The sequence below is a fragment of the Myxococcus sp. CA033 genome, assembly GCF_013336625.1.
In the GTDB taxonomy this organism is placed as follows: Bacteria; Myxococcota; Myxococcia; order Myxococcales; family Myxococcaceae; genus Myxococcus; species Myxococcus llanfairpwllgwyngyllgogerychwyrndrobwllllantysiliogogogochensis.
The window spans coordinates 76,077-99,822 of record NZ_JABUMU010000025.1 but is presented as its reverse complement, the minus strand read 5'-3'; the positions used below and the strand labels follow the sequence as shown (position 1 = coordinate 99,822).

The 23,746-nt window shown below is 70.0% G+C and carries 19 protein-coding genes and 1 tRNA gene; 4 read left to right on the top strand and 16 right to left on the bottom strand.

Annotation, left to right across the window (positions count from 1 at the left end; genetic code table 11):
• Positions 1–8: 8 nt before the first annotated feature.
• The 7 genes from HUA78_RS37615 to HUA78_RS37585 form a co-directional block, all read right to left on the bottom strand.
• Complete coding sequence (locus HUA78_RS37615) at positions 9–3,824, bottom strand: glycosyltransferase (protein ID WP_371745753.1); 3,816 nt, start codon at positions 3,822–3,824, stop codon at positions 9–11.
• A 75-nt stretch (positions 3,825–3,899) separates the two neighbouring features.
• A complete protein-coding gene (locus HUA78_RS37610) occupies positions 3,900–5,192 on the bottom strand; it encodes an ABC transporter ATP-binding protein (RefSeq protein WP_174478367.1) in 1,293 nt (430 codons plus the stop codon).
• A gap of 9 nt (positions 5,193–5,201) precedes the next feature.
• Positions 5,202–5,984 (bottom strand): ABC transporter permease, encoded by a 783-nt coding sequence (locus tag HUA78_RS37605; protein WP_141648699.1) that lies wholly within the window; start codon positions 5,982–5,984, stop codon positions 5,202–5,204.
• 258 nt (positions 5,985–6,242) lie between these two features.
• A tRNA-Gly gene (locus HUA78_RS37600) sits at positions 6,243–6,317 on the bottom strand.
• A gap of 89 nt (positions 6,318–6,406) precedes the next feature.
• A complete protein-coding gene (gene pgsA / locus HUA78_RS37595) occupies positions 6,407–7,096 on the bottom strand; it encodes a CDP-diacylglycerol--glycerol-3-phosphate 3-phosphatidyltransferase (RefSeq protein ID WP_141648698.1) in 690 nt (229 codons plus the stop codon).
• Positions 7,097–7,107: 11 nt separating this feature from the next.
• Positions 7,108–8,694, bottom strand: coding sequence for a tetratricopeptide repeat protein (locus HUA78_RS37590; RefSeq protein WP_174478366.1), 1,587 nt, complete (start codon positions 8,692–8,694; stop codon positions 7,108–7,110).
• On the bottom strand, positions 8,651–9,340 hold the full coding sequence (locus tag HUA78_RS37585; protein WP_174478365.1) for a lytic transglycosylase domain-containing protein: 690 nt from the start codon (positions 9,338–9,340) through the stop codon (positions 8,651–8,653). The genes HUA78_RS37590 and HUA78_RS37585 overlap by 44 nt, the downstream gene beginning before the upstream one ends.
• Before the next feature lie 87 nt (positions 9,341–9,427).
• Here HUA78_RS37585 and nadB point away from each other — a divergent pair, with 87 nt between their 5' ends.
• The 3 genes from nadB to HUA78_RS37570 are packed head-to-tail and all read left to right on the top strand — an operon-like array spanning position 9,428 to position 12,343.
• Positions 9,428–11,017, top strand: a complete 1,590-nt coding sequence (gene nadB, locus HUA78_RS37580) for an L-aspartate oxidase (protein ID WP_174455831.1) — start codon at positions 9,428–9,430, stop codon at positions 11,015–11,017.
• A gap of 5 nt (positions 11,018–11,022) precedes the next feature.
• Positions 11,023–11,748, top strand: a complete 726-nt coding sequence (locus HUA78_RS37575; RefSeq protein ID WP_174478364.1) for a rhomboid family intramembrane serine protease — start codon at positions 11,023–11,025, stop codon at positions 11,746–11,748.
• A 1-nt stretch (position 11,749) separates the two neighbouring features.
• On the top strand, positions 11,750–12,343 hold the full coding sequence (locus HUA78_RS37570) for a TIGR00730 family Rossman fold protein (RefSeq protein WP_174478363.1): 594 nt from the start codon (positions 11,750–11,752) through the stop codon (positions 12,341–12,343).
• An 18-nt stretch (positions 12,344–12,361) separates the two neighbouring features.
• Here the strand turns inward: HUA78_RS37570 and HUA78_RS37565 are convergent, their stop codons facing one another.
• The 9 genes from HUA78_RS37565 to HUA78_RS37525 form a co-directional block, all read right to left on the bottom strand.
• Positions 12,362–12,991 (bottom strand): hypothetical protein, encoded by a 630-nt coding sequence (locus HUA78_RS37565; protein WP_174455834.1) that lies wholly within the window; start codon positions 12,989–12,991, stop codon positions 12,362–12,364.
• Positions 12,988–13,554 carry an orotate phosphoribosyltransferase gene (gene pyrE / locus HUA78_RS37560; RefSeq protein WP_141648692.1) on the bottom strand — a complete coding sequence of 189 codons (567 nt, stop codon included), beginning with the start codon at positions 13,552–13,554 and terminating at the stop codon, positions 12,988–12,990. The genes HUA78_RS37565 and pyrE overlap by 4 nt, the downstream gene beginning before the upstream one ends.
• Positions 13,554–14,702, bottom strand: a complete 1,149-nt coding sequence (locus HUA78_RS37555; RefSeq protein ID WP_254624109.1) for a ParB N-terminal domain-containing protein — start codon at positions 14,700–14,702, stop codon at positions 13,554–13,556. Before HUA78_RS37555 ends, pyrE begins: the two co-directional genes overlap by 1 nt.
• A 97-nt stretch (positions 14,703–14,799) precedes the next feature.
• A complete protein-coding gene (bacP, locus tag HUA78_RS37550) occupies positions 14,800–15,492 on the bottom strand; it encodes a bactofilin BacP (RefSeq protein ID WP_174455836.1) in 693 nt (230 codons plus the stop codon).
• 3 nt (positions 15,493–15,495) lie between these two features.
• Complete coding sequence (locus tag HUA78_RS37545; protein ID WP_002636698.1) at positions 15,496–15,819, bottom strand: polymer-forming cytoskeletal protein; 324 nt, start codon at positions 15,817–15,819, stop codon at positions 15,496–15,498.
• A gap of 59 nt (positions 15,820–15,878) precedes the next feature.
• Positions 15,879–16,220 carry a bactofilin BacN gene (gene bacN / locus HUA78_RS37540; RefSeq protein WP_141648417.1) on the bottom strand — a complete coding sequence of 114 codons (342 nt, stop codon included), beginning with the start codon at positions 16,218–16,220 and terminating at the stop codon, positions 15,879–15,881.
• A gap of 54 nt (positions 16,221–16,274) precedes the next feature.
• On the bottom strand, positions 16,275–17,114 hold the full coding sequence (locus HUA78_RS37535) for an alpha/beta hydrolase (protein ID WP_141648418.1): 840 nt from the start codon (positions 17,112–17,114) through the stop codon (positions 16,275–16,277).
• Positions 17,115–17,126: 12 nt separating this feature from the next.
• Positions 17,127–19,004 (bottom strand): tetratricopeptide repeat protein, encoded by a 1,878-nt coding sequence (locus tag HUA78_RS37530; protein WP_174478361.1) that lies wholly within the window; start codon positions 19,002–19,004, stop codon positions 17,127–17,129.
• A gap of 43 nt (positions 19,005–19,047) precedes the next feature.
• Entirely contained in the window at positions 19,048–21,549 is a 2,502-nt protein-coding gene (locus tag HUA78_RS37525) for an ATP-binding protein (RefSeq protein ID WP_141648420.1), read from the bottom strand.
• A gap of 569 nt (positions 21,550–22,118) precedes the next feature.
• Between HUA78_RS37525 and HUA78_RS37520 the strand changes: the two genes are divergently transcribed.
• Positions 22,119–23,726 (top strand): hypothetical protein, encoded by a 1,608-nt coding sequence (locus HUA78_RS37520; protein ID WP_174468090.1) that lies wholly within the window; start codon positions 22,119–22,121, stop codon positions 23,724–23,726.
• Positions 23,727–23,746 lie beyond the last annotated feature (20 nt).

The window sequence follows — 23,746 nt, the reverse complement described above, 5'->3', positions numbered from 1 at the left end:
GACCTCTTTCACTCGGCGGCCGAGCGGGCTGGGGCGACTTCCAGCCCCAGCAGGTGCTCCATCATCTGGTCCACCTGCTGCTCCCACGTCGTGCGCCGCACGCGCTCGGCGGCGCGACTCCCGAGCCGGACGCGCAGGTCCGCGTCCAGCACCGCCGTCCGCAGGCGCGCCAGCACCGAGCCCGGCGTCGGAGCGGCCAGCAGGCAGTTGCTCCCGTCCTCCAGCAGCCAGTGGTTGGCGCGGTTGTCGTTCGTCACCACCGTCATCCCGCACGCCATCATCTCCAGCGGCAGGTAGGACGGGTGCCGGGTGAACATGAAGCACAGCCCCACGTCACACTCTCGGTAGAGCGCCGCCGTACGCTCCGCGGGGAGCACGCCCAGATTTGTCACCAGGCCACGAACGCCATACGACTCCGGGTGCCACTCAGCTCCAGCTGTAACAATCTCAACCGCCGGGCCCAGCTCGCGCTTGAGTCGTGTCAGCGCCGCGAGCCCCAGCTCGAAGCCGTTTCGCTCGTTGCCCGGACGTCCGTAGAAGAAGACACGCACGGGCCCCCGACGCGCGGGGCGCCGGTCATGGAAGAGCGCGCCATCCACCGCGGGCTCGAAGGCGAAGCCGTCCATGCCGTGTAGCGCCCGCACCGTGTCGCGCAGGCCCGGGGTGTTGAAGATGCCCTGGAAGCCCAGCTGGTACGTCTGCTCCGCCAGCGCGGACTGGGTGCCCGCCGCGAAGAACATGGGCTCGTAGTCCTGGACGAAGTACGTGCGCACACCCGCGCGTGGGTGACGCAGCACCTGGTAAACGGACGTCCAGTAGGTCGCGATGGCCATATCGCACGCGGGGAGCTGGTCCAGGTCCGCCGCGCCGGAGAGGACGCGGAAGGCGCCCGCCGCCTCCGGGAACACGGTGGCCGCGCGCGCCTCGAAGTCACCGGGGCTGGCCCCGGGCTTGTCGTACACGATGAAGTCGCTGCGCACACCGTGGCGGCGGTGCATCAGTTCCGCGAAGCGGAACAACGTGTGGATGCCCGCGTAGACGTGGCCGAAGGCGGGGATGAACCAGGACGCCGTGCGCACCTTGCCGCGTGAGCGCAGTGCGGCCAGCGCCGCCGGGGCCGTCGCGCGCGACTCCTCCGCCTGCTCCGGCGTGAAGTCCAGCTCGCCCAGGTGCTCCACGAGGTGGCGCTGCGCGAGGGCCCGCGCCTCCATCGCCGCGTCCTGGGCGCTGGGCACGTCATGGGTCAGCGTGCGCAGGGCCAGCGTTTCACCCGTCTCCGCGTGCTGGCGCAGCGTGCAGTCGGTGCCGAGCAGCGAGAGGTTGGGGTTGTAGAAGGGGTCGCCCTTCTCGCCCAGCCAGGGGCGATAGGAGACATAGGAGCGCCAGTAGTCGGACTCCGGGACGGCATCCGCGCGACGACTGGCGGACTCGTGGTGGATGAGCCGCGCGTGCGGCGTGTACACCACCCGGAGCCCGCGCTGGTTCAGCCGCAGGCCGATGTCCACGTCGCTGCCACACACCTGGAAGCGCTCGTCGAAGCCCCCCAGTCCCTTGAAGACGTCTCGCCGGAAGATGACGCAGGCGCTGGTGACGGACAGCCAGTTGCGCGTCCAGTCGGTGTGGCCAAAGGGCGTGGAGATGGGGCCGTCCGGCAGGCGCCAGAAGGGATGCCCCGCCATGCCGGTGATGCCCACCACCGCCCCCGCGTGTTGCACCGTCCCCTCGGGGAAGAGCAGCTTGCACCCCACCGCGCCCACCTCCGGCCGCTGGGCCTGCGACACCAGCTCCTCCAGCCAGCCGGGGTCCACCACCTCCATGTCGTTGTTGAGGAAGAGGAGCAGCTCGCCGGTGGCCTGTTTCGCCGCCCAGTTGTTGATGGCGGGATAGTTGAAGGGGAAGTCCCACGTCAGCTTCACCAGCCGGGGGTCCGTGAGCCGCTCCAGCAACGCGAAGGTCTCCGGCTTCGTGCTGTTGTTGGAGACCAGCAGCACCTCGAAGTGGGGATACGTGGTGCGCGAGAGCAGCCCCGGCACCAGCAGCTCCAGCAGGTCCGGCCGGTCCTTGAATGGGACGATGATGGAGACCTTGGGCGTGCCCCTCACCGGGTAGCGCACGCGGTACTGGGCGGGCGCGGGGCTCGTCACCTCGGCCGACTCCGAGCGGCGCTCCAGGTGCTCCCGCAGCGCCCGCTCCCCCGCGTCCGTCGCCTGGGCCAGCCCCACCGCTTCGCCGGAGGAGGACAGCGGCCTGGAGCGACCGTGGTAGAGCACCTTCGCCACGTGGCCGATACCGCTCGTGGCCTCGCTCAACCGCAGCATCAGGTCGAAGTCCCACGAGTCGTCGAACCCCTCGCGCACGCCCCCCACCGCCTCCAGCAGGCGCTTGCGCGCGACGAGGAAGTGGCGGACGTAGTTCACCGAGCGCAGCAGGTCGGGAGACCAGTCCGGCTTGAAGAAGGGAGCGGTGCGCCGCCCTTCCGTGTCCAGTCGGTCCTCGTCGCTGTAGACGACGCCGAGCGAGGGCTCCACCGAGGTGGCCAACACCACCTCCGCCAACGCGTGCGGCGCCAACGTGGCGTCGGGGTCCAGGAAGCCCACCCACTCGCCCGTCGCCACGGCCAGTCCCGCGTTCGTCGCCCGGGCCGAGCTCCCGTCGCGCTCCAGCGAGACAACCTGGATGCGCGCGTCCTGGGCCGCCGCCTCGCGCAACATCGCCGCGACATGAGGGGCCGTGCTGGCGTCATCCACCAGCACCCATTCCCAGTCGGGATACACCTGCGCCCGCACGGAGTCCGCGCACTCGCGGAAGACGGACTCGGGCGTGTCGGATACGGGCGTGATGAGCGACACCCGAGGCCGCGCCGTCAGTGACGAGAGGGCCTCGCGCGCCGCGCCGATATCCGCCGGCTCCCGGCGAGCACACCAGCCCTCGTAGTCTCCGAGTTCCGGTGGCCGGGGAGGAGGCGTGCGCGTCCCCAGCACCCCCGCCAGCGCCAGCACCGCCTGCTCGTTGAAGCGCGTCTGGCGGCGAAACAGCTCGGTCCACAGGGGCGCTCCGGCGCGCAGCGTCCGGGACATCGCCTCCGGCCGCAGCGGGTCATTGCGCTCGCACAGGTCCGCCACCCACTTCGCGCCCATGGCCTCGTCCGGAGCCCTGGGCCCGGATGCGGCGACGACGGCCTCCACCATGGCCGCGTTCCATTCCGCCTGGCCTCGCAGCAACCCCTCCAACAGGGAGCCCGCAGCGGAGAGATAGGAGCGCTTGGCGGCCTGCACCAGAGAGCCTAGCGCGCCGGCCCGGTGTGAGCGCTGCACCTTCCAGCGCGTCGGGTCCGCCTTGGGCTCGAGCTGCGCGCGCGCCCACGCCGACAGGTCCTCGCCGAGCCCCAGGGCGCGGTGCACCGTCAGGTACTCCAGCACCCGCACCACGGCCTTGTTGAAGTCCGCTTGAGGGCGGAGCGACTCGACGTGGAAGGGCTGCAGTCCCTCGATGAAGGCGCGCTTGGTGGCCGTCACCACCTTGCCCAGGCGGGCGGCGCGGTGCGACTCCGGCACCGCGAACTCGTGGGGCACCGCCCACCGCGCGGCCTCCTGGAGCGGCGACAGCGCATGCGCGCCCTCTGGACGCGCGCGATGGAGGTGCTCGGTGAGCAGCCGCAGCGCGCCCTCCAGCGCCGTCACTTCCTCACAGGCCTCGGGCAGGCAGGGGCGGCGCGCGTCCAGCAGCGCGCGCACCACCGCGACCATCCGAGCCAGGTCCCCCGCACCGGGCGCCGCATCGGGCGCCCCCGTGTCACCGGCGAGCTTCTCCAGCACTGTCTTCACCGCCGTACCTTCTCTCTCGTTCGCGTGCCGGCCTTACGGATACGCCCCCTCGCGACGCGAGCCCACCCGCCCCACTCAGGGATGACCCACGCCCGCGAGCGCGGGTACCACTGGCACCGGGACGGACTCCACCACCCAGTGATGCACGGGGCGGAACACCCCGCGCTCCGCCACGGAGGAGTTCACCACGAAGGTGCAGGTCTCCCGGGACACGCCCCCGGCCGTGCGCGCCGTCACCTCGCACACGTAGGTTCCCGCCAGGAGCCCCAGGCGCTCCAGCACGAAGCGCACCCGCCCCGAGGCTGGCAGCTCCTTGGGCAACGACACCGACTCCACCCGGGTGCTCGTCTCATAGAGCGGGCGGCCCTCCAGTGTCTGGAGCGCCACCTCGAACACCAGGTCCTCGTACGAACCCTGCGTCGTGAAGTCCACGCAGACCTCCACGGCGGCCTCGGGCGACAGCTGCGGGGCCACCTCCCCCGAGGGGCTCAACAATCGCAGGCCGGAGAGGCGCACGGGCGCATCGGCGCCGGGCACGTTCACCTGGGGCAGCGCGCCGCCGCCCTCGGTCAGCGCCGGGGGCGTGAAGACCACCGACTGGGCCTCGGCCAGGGCGATGGCCTGCTTGTACTCGGCGACGACCTCCGAGGGACGACCCACGCGGCGGATGTAGCCGCCGTCAATCCACGCGGCCTCGTCACACCAGCGCTCCACGGTGCTCAAGTCGTGGGTGACCAGGACGATGGTCTTCCCGCGCTTCTTGAACTCCGTCATCTTCGCCATGCTCTTCTTGCTGAAGTGCTCGTCGCCCACGGCGAGAATCTCGTCGACGATGAGGATGTCCGGGTCCACGTGCGTGGCCACCGCGAACGCCAGCCGCATGTACATGCCGCTGGAGTACGTCCGCACCGGCTCGTCGATGAACTCACCCAGCTCGCTGAAGGCGATGATGTCATCCATCCGCTCGCGCACTTCCGCGCGCGACATGCCGAGGATGATGCCGTTGATGAGGATGTTCTCCCGGCCGGAGAAGTCCGGGTGGAACCCCGCGCCCAGGTCCAGCAGCGCGGAGATGCGGCCGTTGATCTCCATGACCCCGGAGGTCGGCGTGTAGATGCCGGTGATGAGCTTGAGCAGGGTGCTCTTGCCGGAGCCGTTACGGCCGATGATGGCGACCGTCTTGCCGCGAGGGATGCTCAGGTTGATGCCGCGCAGGGCGGTGATGAGACCACCCTCCCGGGGCTGGCGCTGGCCGCGCAACCAGCGCAGCAGCTCGGACTTGAAGGTCGTGTACTCGCCCCGGATGGTCCTCTTCCGGAAGCTCTTCACGACATCGCGCAAGACAATGGCGTCGAGGGGTTCCTGCATGGCGACGGCTCAGATGGACTCCGCGAACTCCTCGCGGCGGGATTCGAAGAGGATCGAGGCGCCCCAGAGCAGCGCCAGCGAGAAGAGGGCCAGTGCCGCCAGGGGCAAGGGGTCCGGCAACCGGTGCTCGTAGAAGATGGCCTGGTAGGAGAGCATCAGGCTGGACATCGGGTTCACCACCAGCACCGCCGTGCGGACCCTCTCGTCGAGGATGGTGGAGGCCTGGTAGAGCACCGGCGTGGTGAAGAACCACATCGTCAGGATGTTGCCGACGATGTGCTGCAAATCCCGGAACGTGACGTTGATGGCGGCCAGGATGTACGTCATCGCCAGCGTGAAGATGAGCTGGATGAGGACCACCACCGGGAAGGCGATGACGTGCCAGGTGGGGACCTGGCCGTGGAACAAGCCCAGCCCCACCATCAGCGGCAGCGACAGCAGGTAGTTGCTGAGGTTCGTCAGCACCACCGTCGTGGGCAGCACCTGCGCCGGGAAGCGCACCTTCGTCATCAGGTCGCGCCGGTCACTGATGGCGCTCGCCCCCGCGCCCAGCGACGAGGAGAACCAGATCCACGGCAGGAGCCCCACGAACATGAAGTACGAGTAGTTCGGGGTGCTCGCCCGCATCACCACGGTGAACAGCAGCGCGTACACCAGCATGTGCAGCGTGGGATTCAGGAACGTCCAGAGGAAGCCCAGAAACGAGCCGCGATAACGCGCCTTGAGCTCCCGCTGGACGAGGCTGAGCAGCAGGCCCCGGTATTGGTACAGTTCTCGGACGAGGCGAATCATGAGGGGGCCCTTCTATAGCAGGGCCCGGGTGGGAGCGAGGCCGGCAGATGGCCCCGCACGCATCACCACCATGACGCAACAGGGCCGTCCGCCCACCGCTCGGGCAGGCCCGCCACGCGCGCCAGCACGCCCATCCCCCAGGGCAAGGAAGCGTTGTCCCAGACGCGCCGCCATGCGGGGTCGCCGAGGACAAGACAGTCATGCGTGTGATTGAGCCAAAACAAAAAGGCCCCCTGGTTTCCCAGGGGGCCTTCGTACTGGAGCGGGAAAAGGGATTTGAACCCTCGACCCTCGCCTTGGCAAGGCGATGCTCTACCGCTGAGCTATTCCCGCATCAGGTACTGCGACTTCCCTCTCGTCCGCGCCCCGCGTCGGCGCCGCGTCCGAAGTGAGGTGGGGTATACAGAGGCCCTCCGAACACGTCAAACACTTTTCGCAGCCGACGTTTCATCCCCTCGCTTCGCAAGCATGGCGAGGAACGCGCGGAAGTAGACGACGGCGCTCCAGACCGAGAACGCGCCAGACAAGTAGACGAGCACCTTGCCCACGAGGTTGTAGTCCACCGGCGTGCTGAACGAGCCGAGCGTCAGCGGGTGCACGTAGTGAACGCAGAGTGAAATGATGCCCACGAGCTGGAGGGACGTCTTCCACTTCCCCTCCTGGCCGGCGGCGATGACCATGCCCTCGCTCGCGGCGATGGTGCGCAGACCGCTGACGATGAGCTCGCGCGCGAGCAGGACGATGACGACCCACGCGGCGATGCGCCCCAGCCGCACCATCATCACCAGCGCGGCCATGGCGATGAGCTTGTCGGCCAGCGGGTCCATGAACTTGCCGACGACGGTGATGAGGTTCCACTTGCGCGCCAGGTAGCCGTCCACCACGTCGGTGATGGAGGCGACGGCGAAGACCAGGCCCGCGAAGAGGGAGTTGAGCGGGTCCGCGTCGTAGAGGAACCAGACGAACGGAGGGATGAGGAGGATGCGTCCCAACGTGAGCATGTTGGGGAGGTTCCAGAACTCCTGCACCAGCACGCTGGGCTTGCGCTCCGCGCGCCGGCGCGCCCGCTCCTCCCGCTTGCGCTGCTTCCGGGTCGCTCGGTCCGTGGCCATGGCGCGCTCTTCTAGCGAACCCCGAGGGCGATGAGGGCAAAACCTTCGCCCCCCAGTTCCACCGCGGTGCGCAGCGACTCGCCGGCGGGGGACTTGAGCAGGGGCACGACCCGGGGCGTCAGGTTGCCCTGCCAGCCCACCAGGTGCGTCAGGGGCACCGTCACCGGCGCATCCGGGCGCACCTGCACCGAGCGCAGCGGCCCCGGCAGGCTGAGCAGCACCTGTCCCTGCCCGCGCAGGTGGACCAGGTCCAGGTCCGGGGCGATGTCCGACGGCACCCGGCCATTCTCGAACATCACCGGCTCCTCGAAGGCGAAGACGTTCTCGTCCCGGAAGTAGGCCGAGTCCTCGCCCAGGTCCACCACGAGGAAGGTGCGGCGCTCGGCGGGCTCCAGGTGGAGCACCCCGTGCCCCTTCGCCCGGACCATCCGCGACGGCCCTTCGCCAAAGGGCTTGTCCGTTGCCCGTCCCCGGAAGCGCTTCATCTCCGGCTGGAACGCCAGCTGTCCCCGCAGCGCCACCACGCCATCCAACCGGGTCAGCAGCTCTCCATCGACCGCCACGCTGAAGCGCCCCTCGCCCAACACGAAGGGACGCCCTCCCCGCTCGTCATCCAGGGACAGCGAGGGCGCCAGCTCCGACAGCAGCGGCGCGGTGGACACCGGGGTCCCCGTCGCCCCCGGGGCGCTCGCGCCGGACACGCCCCGACGAGGCGCGGCGGCGGCCTTCTCCGTCAGAGCGGCATCCGCGCCGCGCGCGGCGACCTTGGTGAGCTGCAGCTTCGTGAGCGGCACCGGCGTCGGCACGGTGGCCGCATCCCGGGGCGCCTCGTCGGTGCTCGGAGTCGGAGCGGTGGCGGCGGGAGTCTCCTCCTCCAGGTCCACCGTCTCCTCGGGCGCGGCCGTGAGCACCGGGCCGCCCTCGCCGTCACTGTCGCTCAGCGCGCTGGGGCCCTCGTCCTCCGCGAAGCGGATCTCCTCATCCCTCGGCGCGGCGTCCACCGCGGGAGGCGGCGGAGCCACCTCGCGAGCGGGTGGAGGCACGGGGACCGGCGGAGGCATCTCCGGACGCGCGGGGGGCGACACGGGCGCGGGCGTGGGCCGGGAGTAGTTCTCCCCGGCGATGGCGCGCGACATCTTGTCCGCCATCTGGTCGCTGCCCGCGAGCAGGAAGTGCTCACGCGCGCGGCCGTACTCGCCCATCTGCGCCAGGGCGAGGCCCAGGTAGTTCTGGGCCTTCTGGTGCTCGGGCGAAAGGTCCGTGGCCGTCTCGAACTCGCGCACGGCGCGCTGGAGCGCGTTCGTCTTGAGATACACCAGGCCCAGGTTGACCCGCAGCGTCGGGTCCACCGGGTTGTCGCGCACCAGCATCTCGTAGAGCTCGGCCGCCCTGTCGAACAGGCCGAGCTTGAAGTAGCAGAGCCCCAGGAGGTTCTGTGCCTTCTCGTTGCGGGGTTGGAGCTGGTGGGCTCGCTCCAGGAACTCCTTCGCCTCGATGACCTTGTTGGCGGCCAGCAGCTCGCCACCGCGCTGGAGCTGCTGGAGGAACTCGTCGTCAGCGGGGCTCGTCTCCGCCCGCCCCTTCACGCGCGTCGTCATTCTGGGATGTGGGCTCGCGGGGACCGCTCTCGGCGGGCCGCTCGCGCTCCTTGTAGTGGTAGTAGAGCTGGAGCACCTTGCGGACGTACCCCTGCGTCTCCTCGTAGGGGGGCACCTTGCCACCGTAGCGCTTCACCGCGTCTGGCCCCGCGTTGTAGGCGGCAATCATCTTCACCATGTCGCCGTCGAACATGTTGGCGAGCACGCGAAGGTAGCGCACGCCGCCCTCGATGTTGTCGCGCTCGTCGAAGATGTCCTTCACGTACATGTCCGACGCCGTCGCCGGCATCAGCTGCATCAGTCCGCTGGCGCCCTTGTGGCTGAGGGCATTCTTATTGAAGTTGCTCTCCGCGTGCATGATGGCGCGAACGAGCGCGGTGGGGATGCGGTAGCGCAGCGCCGCCGCGGCGATGTGCGGGTCCAGGTCCGGCGGCGTGTTCTTGCGTCCCACCGCCGGCGAGTTCGTCGCGGGCGCCTGGGCAAAGGAGCCCTTCATCTTCTTCGCCGCCTTGGAGCCGGAGGGCGGGACGTTCGTGTAGACGATGGTCCCGTCCTTCTCCACGTAACGGTAGATGGACTCGGACGCTCCCGCCCACGACGGGAAGGCCAGCACGGCGAAGAGGCTGAGCGCGGGAATGGCACGCATATCGGCCCCCGAACCTTAGACACACGCAGGAAAGTCCTCAAGAAAACGCCTTGTTTCCGGCACTTACAGTCGTTAAGGCTGTCGGCCATGCCCCATCGGTTCGATTTTCTCGTCCTGGGAGGCGGCGTTGCGGGCCTCTCATTCGCCCTCCAGGCGGCCAGGCACGGCACGGTGGCCGTGCTGACCAAGCGCGAGCGAACGGAGAGCAACACCGCTTATGCCCAGGGGGGCATCGCCAGTGTGCTCGCCCCCACTGACAGCTTCGACGCCCACATCGAGGACACCCTCGTGGCCGGCGCGGGCCTGTGCCACCGGGACGCGGTGGAGGTGACGGTGCGCGAGGGGCCCGAGCGCGTGCAGGGGCTGGTGACGCTCGGCGCGGAGTTCAACCGGCAGACCTCCGGCGAGTTCGACCTGACGCGCGAGGGAGGCCACTCCGCGCGCCGCATCATCCACTCGGGCGACATCACCGGACGCGAGGTGCAGCGCGCCCTGCTGGCCGAGTGTGACGCGACACCCAACATCACCTTCTTCGCCAACACCGCCGCCATCGACCTCATCCTGGACCGGCGTCAGCCCAGGCCGGGGACAAGCCGGTGCGTGGGGGCGTATGCGCTGCAGGAGAACGGAAGCATCGAGCGCTTCCTGGCGAAGGTGACGGTGCTGGCGACCGGCGGCGCGGGCAAGGTGTACCTGTACACGTCCAACCCGGATGTGGCGACGGGTGACGGCGTGGCCATGGCGTACCGGGCGGGCGCGCAGGTGGCGAACATGGAGTTCTACCAGTTCCACCCCACCTGCCTCTATCACCCGGAGGCCAAGAGCTTCCTCATCAGCGAGGCACTGCGCGGCGAGGGCGGCAAGCTCAAGCTCAAGGGCGGGCAGACCTTCATGGAGCGCTATCACCCGCTGGGCGCGCTCGCCCCGCGCGACGTGGTGGCGCGCGCCATCGACGCGGAGATGAAGCGCACCGGCGACGAGTGCGTGTACCTGGACATGACGCACATGGGCCGGGCCTTCCTCACCGAACGCTTCCCCAACATCTACGCCACCTGCAAGGCGTTCAACATCGACATGGCGGTGCAGCCCATCCCCGTCGTCCCCGCGGCCCACTACCAGTGCGGCGGCGTGGTGACGGACCTGCACGGGCGCACCTCGGTGCCCGGCCTGTACGCCATCGGCGAGGTGTCCTGCACGGGCCTGCACGGCGCCAACCGGCTCGCCTCCAACTCACTGCTGGAGGGCCTGGTGTTCGGCCAGCGCGCCGTCAAGGTCGCCCAGGAGGAGCTGGCCTCCCTGTCCACGCCGGGCGAGGACCCACCAGCGTGGGACGCGGGCAGCGCGGTGGAGTCCGACGAGAGCGTCGTCGTCAGCCACAACTGGGACGAGATTCGCCGGCTCATGTGGAACTACGTGGGCATCGTCCGCACGGACAAGCGGCTGATGCGCGCGCGGCGCCGGCTGGAGCTGCTGCGCGAGGAGATTCGCGACTACTACTGGCGCTTCAAGGTGACTCGCGACGTCATCGAGCTGCGCAACATCGCCGACGTCGCGCTGCTCATCGTCGACTGCGCCAGCCGCCGCAAGGAGAGCCGCGGCCTGCACTTCACGCTCGACTACCCGCACCCCGACGACCACCACTGGCTGCGTGACACCACCCTTTCCCGGGAGCTGTGAGCGACATGTCCTCCGGACCGCGACACATCCTCGACGCACCGGGCTCCGGCCCTGAGCAGCGGGGAGGAGGCCATCCGTTCGGCACCCCGCCGCCGCCCCAGGCGCCTCAGCCCAGGCCGTGGGTCTGCTACGCCATCATCGGCATCTGCGTCGTGGTGTTCGGCCTGGAGGAGGCCGGTCAGCTCCCGTCGTTCAACTCGCGGGAGCTTCCGCTGGGCGCCCTGTATGGCCCCGCGGTGCAGGCCGGGCAGTACTGGCGACTGCTCGGAGCGGCACTCGAGCACGGCGGCATCCTCCACCTCGTGTTCAACATGTCCGTGGTGGTGACGCTGGGCTTCACGCTGGAGCGCGGCATCGGCAGCCTGCGCTTCCTCGGGCTGTCCCTCGTCACTGCGCTGGGTGCGTCCACCTTCTCGCTGCTCTTCAACTTCGACACACCCATGGTGGGTGCGTCGGGGATGATTCTGGGGTGGGCGGGCGCCATGCTGCCCATCGCCACGCGACAGGGACGCCGGGAGCTGGGCATCTGGCTGGTGCAGGTGGCGGTGCTCAGCCTGCTGCCCTTCGTGAGCTGGTCCGGGCACCTGGGAGGGTTCCTCTTCGGCCTGCCCTGTGGCGTGGCCCTGCGGCAGGGCCGGCAGGTGTACGCGCTCGCGCTGCCCATCATCCTGTTCCTCACGGCGCTGGTGGCCCTCTACGCGGCCCACCCCGAGCGGCACGGAGCGTTCTGACATGGACGTGCGCAGCATCTGCGTCTTCTGCGGCTCGCGGCCGGGCGCACGGCCCGAGTACGCCGAGGCGGCGACGGCCCTGGGCACCGAGCTGGGACGGCGCGGCATGACGCTCGTCTACGGCGGGGCGAGCGTGGGCCTCATGGGCACCGTGGCCGCCGCCACCCTGGCCGCGGGAGGCAAGGTGGTGGGCGTGCTGCCGCACTTCATGGGCGCGCGGGAGATTGCCCACCTGGGCCTCACGGAGCTCATCCGCGTGGACTCCATGCACGAGCGCAAGGCGCTGATGGCCTCACGCTCGGACGCGTTCCTCGCGCTGCCCGGCGGCTTCGGCACGCTGGACGAGCTCTTCGAAATCATCACCTGGGCACAGCTGGGCCTGCACCAGAAGCCCATGGGCCTGCTCGACACGCTCGGCTTCTTCCAACCCCTGGTGACGCTCGCACGACACCTGGCCAACGAGGGCTTCGCGTCGCCGGAGCAGGCCCTGCCGTTCGCGGTGAGCGCGTCACCCCAGGAACTGGTGGACCGGATGCTCGACGGGCCCACGCTCACGGTGACGGAGAAGTGGCTGAAGCGCCCCGAGCAGACTTAAGCGACACGGGGCCGCGTGCTACTGCGCGGCCACCTTCATCTCCGCCTGCCCCAGCGACGAGGCGAGGCGGAACATCACCTGCTCCGTACCAGGGGGAATGACGAGCTGCCCGGTGGACATCACCGTGGGGAACTGCACCTCGTAGCCGACCCAGAAGACGCTGGTGTACGGGTAGTAGGCGCGCATCTCCAGGTCCGCGCGGCCCAGCCGGCGGATGCGCACCGGCGTCACCTCGCCCGCGGGCGTCACCAGCGCCATGCGCCAGATGGTCTTCTTGAAGTCGAAGTCGAGGTACCGGTAGTCGTTGACGTGCACGCCCAGGAAGAACTCGTGCACCTGCCCTGCCTCGGTGCGCTCCTCGGAGAGCAGTTGCTCCACCTTGGGAGGCGGCAGCACCTGGAAGGCCGCCTGCCGCTTCACCCGCGCCTCGCGGAACGCCATCGACTGGAGCGTCACCCCGGCGAAGAGGCGGGTGTCGAAGCCGTCGTAGATTTGCTGCTGGCCCGAGTACTTGTCGAGCAGGGCCCGGTAGGCCGCTTCCGCGTTCTCGTCGTGCAGCGTGGGGGCCTGCTCGCCGATGGTGGGAGGCGTGGTGGAGCAGCCGGACAACAGGCCCAGCAGCGCTCCCGTCGCGAGAAGCTTCTTCACGGAATGAAGTCCTTGCGGGTGAACAGCGTGGTGAGCCGGTGGCCCGCGGCCTCCACCGCTTCGCGTCCCCCCTCCAGTCGGTCCACCAGGGCGAACGCCCCCAGCACCGTCAGTCCCTCGGATTTGGCCCGCTCAATCGCCTTGAGCGTGGAGCCACCCGTCGTCACCACGTCCTCGACGATGGCCACCTTCGCGCCCGCGCCCAGCCCGCTCAGGCCTTCAATCCACTGGCCGGTGCCGTGGCCCTTGGGCTCCTTGCGGACGATGAACGCGGCCAGCGGATAGCCGGACAGGTAGCCGGTGAGGCTCACCGCGGACGCGAGCGGATCCGCGCCCAGCGTCAGTCCGCCCGCGCCCACCGCCTCGGGCGCCTCGCGGCGGATGGCCTCCAGGAAGAGCCGGCCGATGAGGAAGTGCCCTTCGGCCAGGAGCGCGGTGCGCTTGCAGTCGATGTAGAAGTCCGACTCCTTGCCGGACGAGAGCACCACGCGACGGCGCTCGAAGGAGCGCTCGGTGAGCAGCTCCAGCAGCCGGGCCCTGTCACGGGCGAACAAGTCGGACATCACTTCAACCCCTCCAGGTACGCCACCAGCTCGGAGGAGTACCGCAGTTGCATCAGCAGCTCCGCTCGGCGCGACTCATCCAGCGAGGTGAACACGTCCGCCAGCAGCGAGAGTTCCTGGTTGATGGTCCCCAACCGCTGCGACACGTCCGCCGCCAGCTCGTCGGCGTCGACCTCTTCTTCCACACCCTCGGGTGCCAGCTCGTCATCGGTGGCAAGCGCCTTGGCGAGCATGTCGGCCACGGCGGCGCTCAGCCGGCCCTGGGCTTCCAGCTGGTCGCGCTTGGCCTCCAGCACCTCGGGGCCCACCGGCGTGGCGTGGATGGCCTCCGCCAGCGACATGAGGAGCGCGTCCTCGTCCGACAGGTCCGTGTGCACGCGCGCTTGCACCGCGTCCCGCTTGAGGAAGCGCAGCGCGGCAACGCGCCGGAAGCCGCACACCAGCTGGTAGCTCTCTCCGCCCCGGGGACGCACGTCCACCGGGAACAACTGCCCCAGCCGGGCGATGTCCGTGGCCAGCCCGGACACGTCACCCTCCGGACGCAGCCGGTACGCCGACTCGTCCTCGAGCCGCTCCAGCGGCATCAGCACCGTCACCACCCGGCCGGCAAGACGCTCCTCCGGCGCGGCCAGCAGTTCGGGTCCCGACTCTTCCTCGTCGGCGGCACCGGACTCCTGCCCCGCGGAAGCCGCTGTCTCGGCGACACCGGACTCCACCCCGGCGGAAGCTTCCGTCCCGGACCGAGCCTCGGGGGAGGCAGTCCCCTCGGGGGCGGATGGCTCCTGCCCGGGCGCGTCATCGAGCCGCGACTCCGGCGGACGCTCCCCTTCGGACACTCCCGACTCCGATGTGGACTTCACCTGCGACTCTTCCAACACACCCACCGACGACTCCATGGCCCGCTCCGGTTCACCCGAGACGGGTGCTCCTTCCGCGGCGACACCCTGAGACTCCACCGAGCCTCCTTCCGGGGACACAGCCCCCGCATCCGTCGCGGTGACGGGGGCGGACTCCCCTTCCCCACCTTCGACGCGCGTCAGCTCCCGCGGCGCGGGCTCGCCCGGCGCGGAGTCCTGGGACCCACCGTCGCTCCGCGCCGAAACAGCCTCGGGCGTGGACGTCGAGCCACCTTCCGGAGAACCCGGCATCCCATCCTCTCCGTCAACCCTGTGCTCGGCGTCCATGGTGGCACCCCTGGTCTACCCACTCCCGCGCCACCGACTCCGGCGGCGCGGGAAGCGAGCTCTAGCGGGTCTTCTTCTTCACCACGACCTTCTTCTTGGCGCCAGCACCCAACGCGAAGGGCGTTGGCGGCTCGGCAGAAGCAGGCTGCTCCACGGGCGGGGCTACCGGACGCGTCTCGGCCCGGGGGGGCGGAGGCGGCGGCAGCGGCTTGCTCGCGGGACGGGCGGGCGCGGTGGGCGCCGGCGCCGGGCGCGCGGTCGCCGCGGGGGGCATGGGGCGCGCGGGAGGCGCGCTCGGACGCGCGGGAGGAGCGCTCGGGCGGGCAGGCGTCGCGGTGGGCCGCGTCACCGGAGCGGCGGGACGCGCCACCACGGGGCGCTCCGACGGCAGACGGCCGGGCTCCACGTCACCCATGTCCACGCGGCCACGGAAGCTGGCGCCGTCCACGATGATGACGCGCGGTGCGTGGATGTCACCCACCATGCGTCCTTCGCGGGTCAGCTCCACGCTCTCGGTGGCGTTGATGTTGCCCACCACCACGCCACTGACGATGGCGTTGCGCACCGCCACGTTGGCCTTCACCACGCCCGACGGCTCCACGATGAGGGTGCGGCTGAGCGTCAGCTCGCCCTCGACGCGGCCCCGGACGGTGAGGTCCTCATCGCCCGTCAACCGACCGCTGATGAGGATGGAAGGCCCCACCACGGTGTTGTTGACGTCGTTGTTACCGCTCAACTCCTTCGGGGTGGCCACGAATCAGCGCTCCTTCATGTCCATGTCGACGTTGCCCTTGAAGGAGGCACCATCGGCGATGAGGATGCGGGGCGCCTTGATGTCGCCCACGACACGGCAGTCCGTCTTCAGCTCGACCTTGTCGCTGGCGACGATGTTGCCCGTCACCCGGCCGGCGATCTCCACGTTCTGCGTTTCGATGTCCGCCTCGACGACGCCACTGCCCTCGACGTAGAGGCTCTCCTTGAGGGAGATCTTCCCCTTCACGGTGCCCTGGATGACCAGGTCCTCGTCTCCGGAAATCTCTCCGTCGATGACGATGCTCGAACCAATGACCGTATTCGCCATGAGTGTTGTCCGCCCTCTAGAAAGGTGTGTGCCGCGCCGTCAGCGCCGCGGCGTGAGCTTCAGATGTCGTCTGGCAGCCGGACGTCCATCTCGATGGAGCCGTTGAACACGGCGCCATCCTCGATGACGATGCGAGGCGCCTTGATGTCGCCGGCCACCTTGGCCGAAGCGTTGATGGCCACGCGAGTCGAGGCGTCGATGTTGCCGCTCGCCTCGCCGTTGATGGTCAACTCCTCGGCGCGGATGTCCGCCTGCACCTTGCCGGTGCTCTCGATGGTGAGGTGGTTCTTCAGGGCAATCTGCCCCTCCACCCGTCCCTCGATGACAAGGTCCCCACCGCCCGTGAGGTTCCCCTTGATGACGATGCCCTTACCGATGATGCCCGTTTCACCCGTTGCCATGCGGTGACCTCACCCAGAGCCCGCTCCTTCGAGGAGCCGAGCGCTTTGATTATGTCAGAGATGCGCGGAGATCCAGCCGGAGATATCCCGGAACACCTCGGCGCGCCCCACCTCGTTGAGCGGCTCGTGCCTCATGCCGGGGTACTCCTTGAACTTCTTGTCCGCCGAGCCCGCCGTCTCGAAGAACACCCGCGCCGCCGCCGGCGCCGCCACCCCGTCCTCGGCTCCGCAGAGCACGAACAGCGGGACTTGAATCTTCGGCGCCAACAGCATCGCCTCCGCCTGGGCCTTCGTGGACTCGATGAACCAGCGAGGCGTGGCGATGGACAGGTACAGCGGGTCCTCCCGGGTGGCGCGCTGCACCTCCGGGTCCTTGGTGAGGGCTTCGATCTTCAGTCCGGAGGCCAGGCCCAGCCACGGCACCAGCGAGCCCACCGCGCGCGCCGCCATCACCTTCACGGCGGGCGGAGTCAACGCCAGCTTGAAGTACGGGCCCGACATGACCAGCCCGGACAGGCCCTCCACCTTGCGGCCACCGGCCCAGTGCGCCGCCATCAGCCCGCCATGGCTGTGGCCGAGCGCGAACGTCTTCTTGCCACCGGCCGCGCCGCGCACCCGCTCCCAGAAGACCTCCAGGTCGTCCACGAAGTACTGCCACTTCTCGCTGTAGGCGCGGCGGCCCTCCGCGCGGCCATGGCCCCGGTAGTCGAAGCCGTGCACCGCGAAGCCGTCCGCCAGCAGCGCGTCCGTCACGTACTGATAGCGGCCGAAGTGGTCGCCATAGCCGTGCACCACCGCGACATGCGCTCGCGGTTCGGCGTCGGGAAGATGCGTCTTCCAAAAGAGCCGCGTCCCATCCCGGCCAGTGAAATAGCCCTCGTCGTGGCGAGCCATAGGCCCAGCAACTTAGCGGCCCGCCGCACCCATGGATAGCGCCTTGAGCTTGCGCTCCAGCGCCTCCCGCTGCCCCGGGGGCTCGGCGGACTCGGGGTCCAACGACAGCACCTCCAGCGCCCGGCGCCACGCACCCGCCGCATCCGCACTCCGAGCCGCGCGCTGGTAGGCATCCCCCAGATGCTCGAGGATGACCGGCTCGTCGGGCGACAGCGACGACGCGCGCTCCAGCGCCTCCACTGCGCGCGGGTAGTCCCCCCGCCGGAAGTACACCCAGCCCAGGGAATCCAGGAAGGCGCCGGTGTCTGGGCGCAGCTCCAGCGCGCGGAGCACCAGCCGCTCCGCCTCGTCCAGGTCCCGGCCCGTCTGAGCCAGCAGGTAGCCCAGGAAGTTGAGGGCCGCGGCATGGTCCGGCTCCACCTCCAGCACGGCCCGCATGCGCGCCTGCGCGCCTGCCACGTCCCCCTGGCGCTCGAAGGCGGCGCCCTGCACGTACAGCAGGGCCTGGTCCTTCGGTGCGCGCGCCACCGCCTCGCGCAGCAGGGACAGGGCCTCCGCGCCCCGCTTCTGGCGCTGCAGCGTTCCGGCGAGCGCGTCGTAGAGCGAGGCGGAAGGCCCCTGTGCCAGCCCTTCCTTCAGCACGGACTCGGCTCGCGCGGGTGCCCCGCCCCGCTCCAGCGCGCGGGCGTATTGCGCGCGAATCTCCAGGTCCGACGGGGCTTGCTGAAGCGCGGCGCGCAGCAGCGCGAGGGCCCGGGGATGCTGCCCCGCGAGCGACAGGCACCGGGCACGGCGCACGCGGGCATCCGCGAAGACGTCCGCGCTCTCGGGCACTCCCGCGAAGGCCTCCGCGGCGTCGGCGAAGCGCCGCATCCGCTCGTGCACCAGCCCCGCGTAATAGGCGAGCCGGGGCTCATCGCCGCTGGCCGCGCGAGCAGACTCCAGCACCTCCACGGCGGCGGTGTGCTCACGCTCGGCCAGGTAGCTGAAGGCCACCCGCACCGCGGTCTCCGGCTCTCCGGAGAGGGACAGGAGCCGGTCGAAGTACGCCCGGGCCCGCACCACGGAGCCCGCCTTCAGCGCCGAGCGGCCCGCGGCCAGCAGCACTTCCTGGCTGTCCGGCTCGTGCTCCAGGGCCCGGGCCAGCGTCTCCTCGGAGCGCGCGGGCCGCCCCGTCTCCTCGTACAGCTTCGCCAGCGTGCCCAGCACCTCCACGTCACCGGGGTCCCTGGAGGCGGCCTCCGTCAGCAGCCGCTCGGCCCGGTGGGTGTCTCCGCGCTCGGCCAGGGCCAGCCCCAGGCGCCGGTATCCAGAGGCCTCGCCCGGCAATGCTCGCGCGAGGGACTCCACCACCTTCACCGCCTCGGCGGGGGAGCCCGACTCCAGGTAGAGCTGCGCGAGGACGAGGTAGGCCTCGGGCTCGCGAGGCTTGAGCGACATGGCCCGGCGCAGGTGCAGGCGGGCGCGGGTGAAGCGGCCCGACTCCAGCAGCACGCGCCCGAGCAGGACGTGGGCCGGGTAGTACGCGGGAGCACGCTCCACGGCGCGGCGCAGCTCCCTCTCCGCCTTGTCCAGGTCTCCAAGCCGGGCGTACTCCTCCGCCAGGCGGGTGAGCAGCAGCGGGTGTCCGTCATCCGTGGCCAGGGCCAGGCGCAGCGCGTCCACCGAGCCGCGGTGGTCCCCCGCATGGTGCAACAGCCGCGAGCGCAGGTAGTGGGAGTAGCTGGCCGACGAGGAGAAGGCCCCTTCGTCCGTGGCCGCCGCATCCATGGCCTCTTTCATCGCCTCCCGGTCCACGCGCGGGCGGCGGGACGGGGGCGCCGCCGCGAGGGCACCAGGCCCCCACAGGGCGGCGAGCAGGACGACGGCGAGGAGGCGAGAGGGGCTCACGCAAGACGAAGTCTAGCGCGGCCCCGAGCGCCGTGCAGGTGCCTCAGCCCTCCGCGGGAGGTGGGGCCCCCAGCTTCTCCAGCAGCTTCTCCACCGGGTCGCTGTCCTGGCTCACGTCCGCCACCGCCGAGCGGTACTCGGTGTCCGTCGCCTTCTCCACATCCGGCATCAGCCGGCCGATGACGGTGCGAGCGGCCTCCGCGTTGCACTCGGGCAGGACGACGACGAAGACGCCCCCGCCCAGGTGGGAGATGGCATCCGGGTGACGCACCCGCTTGCGCATGACGTCCGCGATGTTGCCGGGAACGGGCTCCACCGGACGTTCCGGCCGCAGCACCGCCAGGCTCAGGGCCCGGTGGTAGCGACGGCTGCGCGCCAGCTCCTGCTCCAGTCGCAGCAGCAGGCCTCGCCGGTCATGCAGCCCCGTCGTCGGGTCGCTCCCGGTGCGACGCTGCAGCGGCGACCCCGAGCGCTCCTGCTGCTCGCGCTCGCCCTGCCGTAGCTTGAGCGCGCGGTCCGTGCGGTTGAGCAACTCCACCGCGTTGAACGGCTTGCTCATGTAGTCCACCGCGCCCAGGTTGAGCGCGCGGACCTTCTCCGCGACCCCCTGGTGCGCGGACAGCAGGATGACGGGGATGTGCGCCGTGTCGGACGACGACTTCAGCGCCATGGCCGCATCCAGCCCGTCCAGCTTGGGCAGGAAGACGTCCATCACCACCAGGTCCGGCCGCTGCGCGCGCGCCCGGGCCAGTCCCTCCGCTCCATCTCTCGCCACCTCCACGCGGTACTTCGAGCGCAGCACCTCCGACAACACGGCGGCGATCTCCGGCTCGTCCTCCACCACGAGGACGCGCGGCTGCTCGTGCACGCTGGTCGCCGCGACGGGCGGACGCGGATTGCGCGGCGCCTCCTGCGCGAGCGGCAGGGTGAAGACGAACAGACAGCCATGCTCCGGCGGGCTCTCCGCCCAGATTTCCCCGCCGTGCAGCTCCACGAACTCCTTGCAGATGGCGAGCCCCAGCCCGGTGCCCTTGCCACCGTGGCGGTAGCGGTCGAACACCAGGTGCAGCTCGTCCTGCGGAATGCCGACGCCGTCGTCCTGCACGCACACCTTCGCCGCGTCACCGTCGGGACGTCCCAGGCGCCGGGTGGACACGACGACTTCGCCCGCGTCCCGCGCATGGTGGATGGCGTTGGTGATGAGGTTCTGCAGCACCTCGTGCAGCTTCACCTCGTCGCCGATGAGCATCAGGCTGTCGGGGCAGTCCGCCCGCAGCGACACGCCGCGCTCGGCGGCGAGAATCTCCAGCTCGTTGACGGCGTCGCGGCACAGCTGCGCCACGTCCAGCACGCGAGGCTCGATGGACAGCCGCGCCGCCTCGCCCTTGCCCTTCTCCAGCAGCGATTCGACGAGGCCGAGGATCTTCTTGCCCTGGCGAATCATCGCCTCGGCGGACTGCTTCTGCTGGGACTCCAGCGGACCTTCCAGCAACAGCCGGCCGTGCCCCAGCAGCACCTGGAGCGGGGCGCGCAGGTCATGGCTCACCACCGCGATGATCTCATCCTTGAGGCGGTTGAGTTCCTTGAGCCGGCGGTTGGCCTCGAGCAGCTCGTGGTAGCGCTCCACGTAGGCCATCTCCAGGTCTTCGCGCTTCTTCTTCACCGCGGTGTGCAGCCTGGCGTTGCGGATGGAGTTGGCCAGCACACCGGCCACGGCCTGGGTGAACTCCTGCTCGTCGCGACCGAAGGACGCGTCCATGCGCGAGACGCGCAGGAACAGCGCGCCCAGCAGGTCGTCCTGACAGATGAGCGGCTGCACGAGGATGGACTTCACGCCCAGCGGGACGAGGGACGTGCGCACCTCCGCCATGAGCGGATCTCGCTGCGCCTCCTCGATGAGCACCGGCTCTCGCGTCTCCAGCGCGCGGCGCAGCTCCGGATAGCGCGCCACTTCGATATCCAGTTGCACGAGGCTCGGGTCCTCCTGCGTGGCCACCACCCGGCCCGTGCGGGCATGGCTGCCCTCCACCAGCACCACCGAGCACCGGTCCGTCCCGGTGACACGCCCCACCTTGTCCACCGCGATGCGGAGGATCTCCTCCAGCTCCAGCGAGCTGGTGGCCGCCTGGGTGATTTCCAGCAGCATCCCCATGCGCAGGCGGACGCGCTCCTCGCGGTCCCTCAACCGGCCGGCCCGCAGCGCGGCCTCCAGGCGGGGCACCACCTCGTCGGCGCCGCGAATCCAGTCGTCCACGGCCAGGCGCTTGAAGGCCTCCGCGGACCGGCTGCGCCCCAGGTCCACCAGCACCGGCAACCGCTGAAGGCGCTCCACCCGACGCAGGGACTCCAGCAGCTCCGCCGCGCGCTTCGCCGTCACCGACAGCAGGACGACCTCCGGCTGCAGCGAATCCGCCACCTCCGCGAGCCCGCTCTCCCGTTCGGCCGACGCGCAGTGGTAGCCGCTCGCGGTCAGCCGCTCCATCAAGGCGTCGCCGGACTCCTTCCCGGCCACCACCAGCACGCGTCCCCGCTGATCCGCCTGCATCTCGACTCTCACAGTGAACCTCTCGCCAACCGGGCCCGGACCAGGACTCGATGGGGAGGCTGCAAAAACCCGTTGAGTGCGTAAGGGTTCATGGTTCGGATCCCGATCATGCCGCTGATCACGTCCGTGGGCCAGAGCGGCGCACATCCGGAGACGGCGGTAACTGTGAGTGGAGACGCGGATGCGCCACGCCCATCGTGGCTTTCCCGCACGAACGTCGAAGGTGCTCCTCGCGGGCTCCCGCGCCGCGCCCACCGGGTGCTCCGAGTGGAATGGGCGCGCGGAACAGCGCCGGGCGAAGAACCTTCCCAGGTCCTTGACGCGCCAGCGCCGGTCGCCCGGTCGGGCGCCGTCCATTCAAGCATCCATCCGGCCCTCATCGCTTGCTCCCACCCGTTTCCGTATCACCCTGGCTTCGCGGATTTACCGGCCTCCACGTACGGAGTATCGGCGGCTATCACGTCACGGGCCTGTCAAGGGCCGCAATCGACGCCTGCCCCGGCCTGCGGAAGCGTTTCGGGAGGGGGGATGATGCCGGGAATGGTGCGAGCGAGGTAGAGTGCGGTGCCATGCTCCACCCTCCCGTGACTCGGCGTGCATGGCGCACCGCCCTCGTTCTCGTCTCCAGCCTGGCCACCGCTTGCGGCGATGATCCGCCGCCGCCCACGCCGGATCCCCCCCAGGTCGCCTTGACTGTCCTCGAAGGGAACTCCGCGGGGACGTCCCTCAAGCTCAGCGTCACCGTGTCCGGCTGCGAGAAGGTCGCCACGCTGAACATGTACGACCGCACCACCTTCCTCAAGGCGTTCCCCTATGGGAGCGGTGCCACCCCCGTGGAGCTGCTGGCGTCGGACATCCCCTACGCCAACCCGCTGGTCGGCATCGCCGCCAGCCTGTCGCTCACCGCGGAGGTGGTGTGCGACGACGGGCGGAAGAACACGTCCCTTCCCCAGCCCGCCACGTTCTTCCCGGTGGCCCGGGTGGTGGAGGATCCCCAGGGCGCCCAGGTCTACTCCACCCCGCTCGCCATCGACGGCACGGGCGCCGGGATGACCTTCCTGAGCTGCGCCAAGACGACCACGGGCGGCCTGGAGACGATGTACCGCCACAACTCCGCGGGCAGCGGCGCCTCCATCCTCCAGGTCCCAACCCTCTGCAACGCGTCCACGGTCATCACCCCGCGCCACGCCGTCACGCGCAAGCGCTGGGTCTGGACGCCGGGCTACGGCGCCTTCGCCGTCGGCGACGACTTCAAGATTTCGTCGCGCACGCCCATCGACCTCAAGGTCGAGGATTTGACCGTCATGCCCAACGGCGACGCCGTCATCCGCTCCGAGCCTGGGCCGATCTACCGCATCACCCACGACACCACGGACGGCCTAGGCATCGGCGTCACGCGGTGGAAGTACACGCGGGAGATTTCGGTCGGCGACCCCATTGGTGACCTCGTGGTGCGCAGCGACGGCCGGGTGCTCGCCGCCAGCCACATCGCCTACAGCGAGAACCGCTCGGACGTCATCGTCGAGGAGCTGGACGGCGGCACGGACTCCGCGGGCGGAACGCTGCAGGCCACGCGCATCATCCGTCAGCTCTTCACGTCCAACACCTCCACGCCGCTTCCGGTGGGCTCGTTCAGCCCGGATGGCAGCATCCTGTACCTGGGCTTCGCCCTGCCCGAGGACAAGTCGCAGGTCCTCGCGTGCGTCGCGACCCTGGATGGCTGCGAGGGCGCCGCGTCGAAGTGGGCCACGGGCGTGCTCACCGGTCAGGTGAAGCAGATCGCCACATACGCCAACGGCAACCGCGTGGCCGCCGCGACGACGCAGCGCGTGTGGCTGCTGGATGCGACCACGGGCGTCATCCGCAACCGGGAGAGCCGCTCGGTGGACGCCAACGGCGCGCTCCACGTGAAGTTCCTGCTCCCGGCGAACCCCTCTTCGGACCTGTTCTTCCTCAACGGGCCGGCCGCGCAGGGGCAGACGGTGACGTTGCCGGTGGAGCTGGTGGGCGTGGATCAATCTTCGGGCAGCGTGGCCGAAGGTCGCGAGCTCTTCCGCTACCAGGTGCCCGTCTCCATGGGCGCCGCCTTCGACGACACGGGCCGGCTCTGGATGCGCACCGGACTCAAGCTGCTCCAGCTCCAGCCCTCTTCGCAGTACCGCAGCGCCCGGCCGTAAGGACCTTCGGGAAGGGCGCG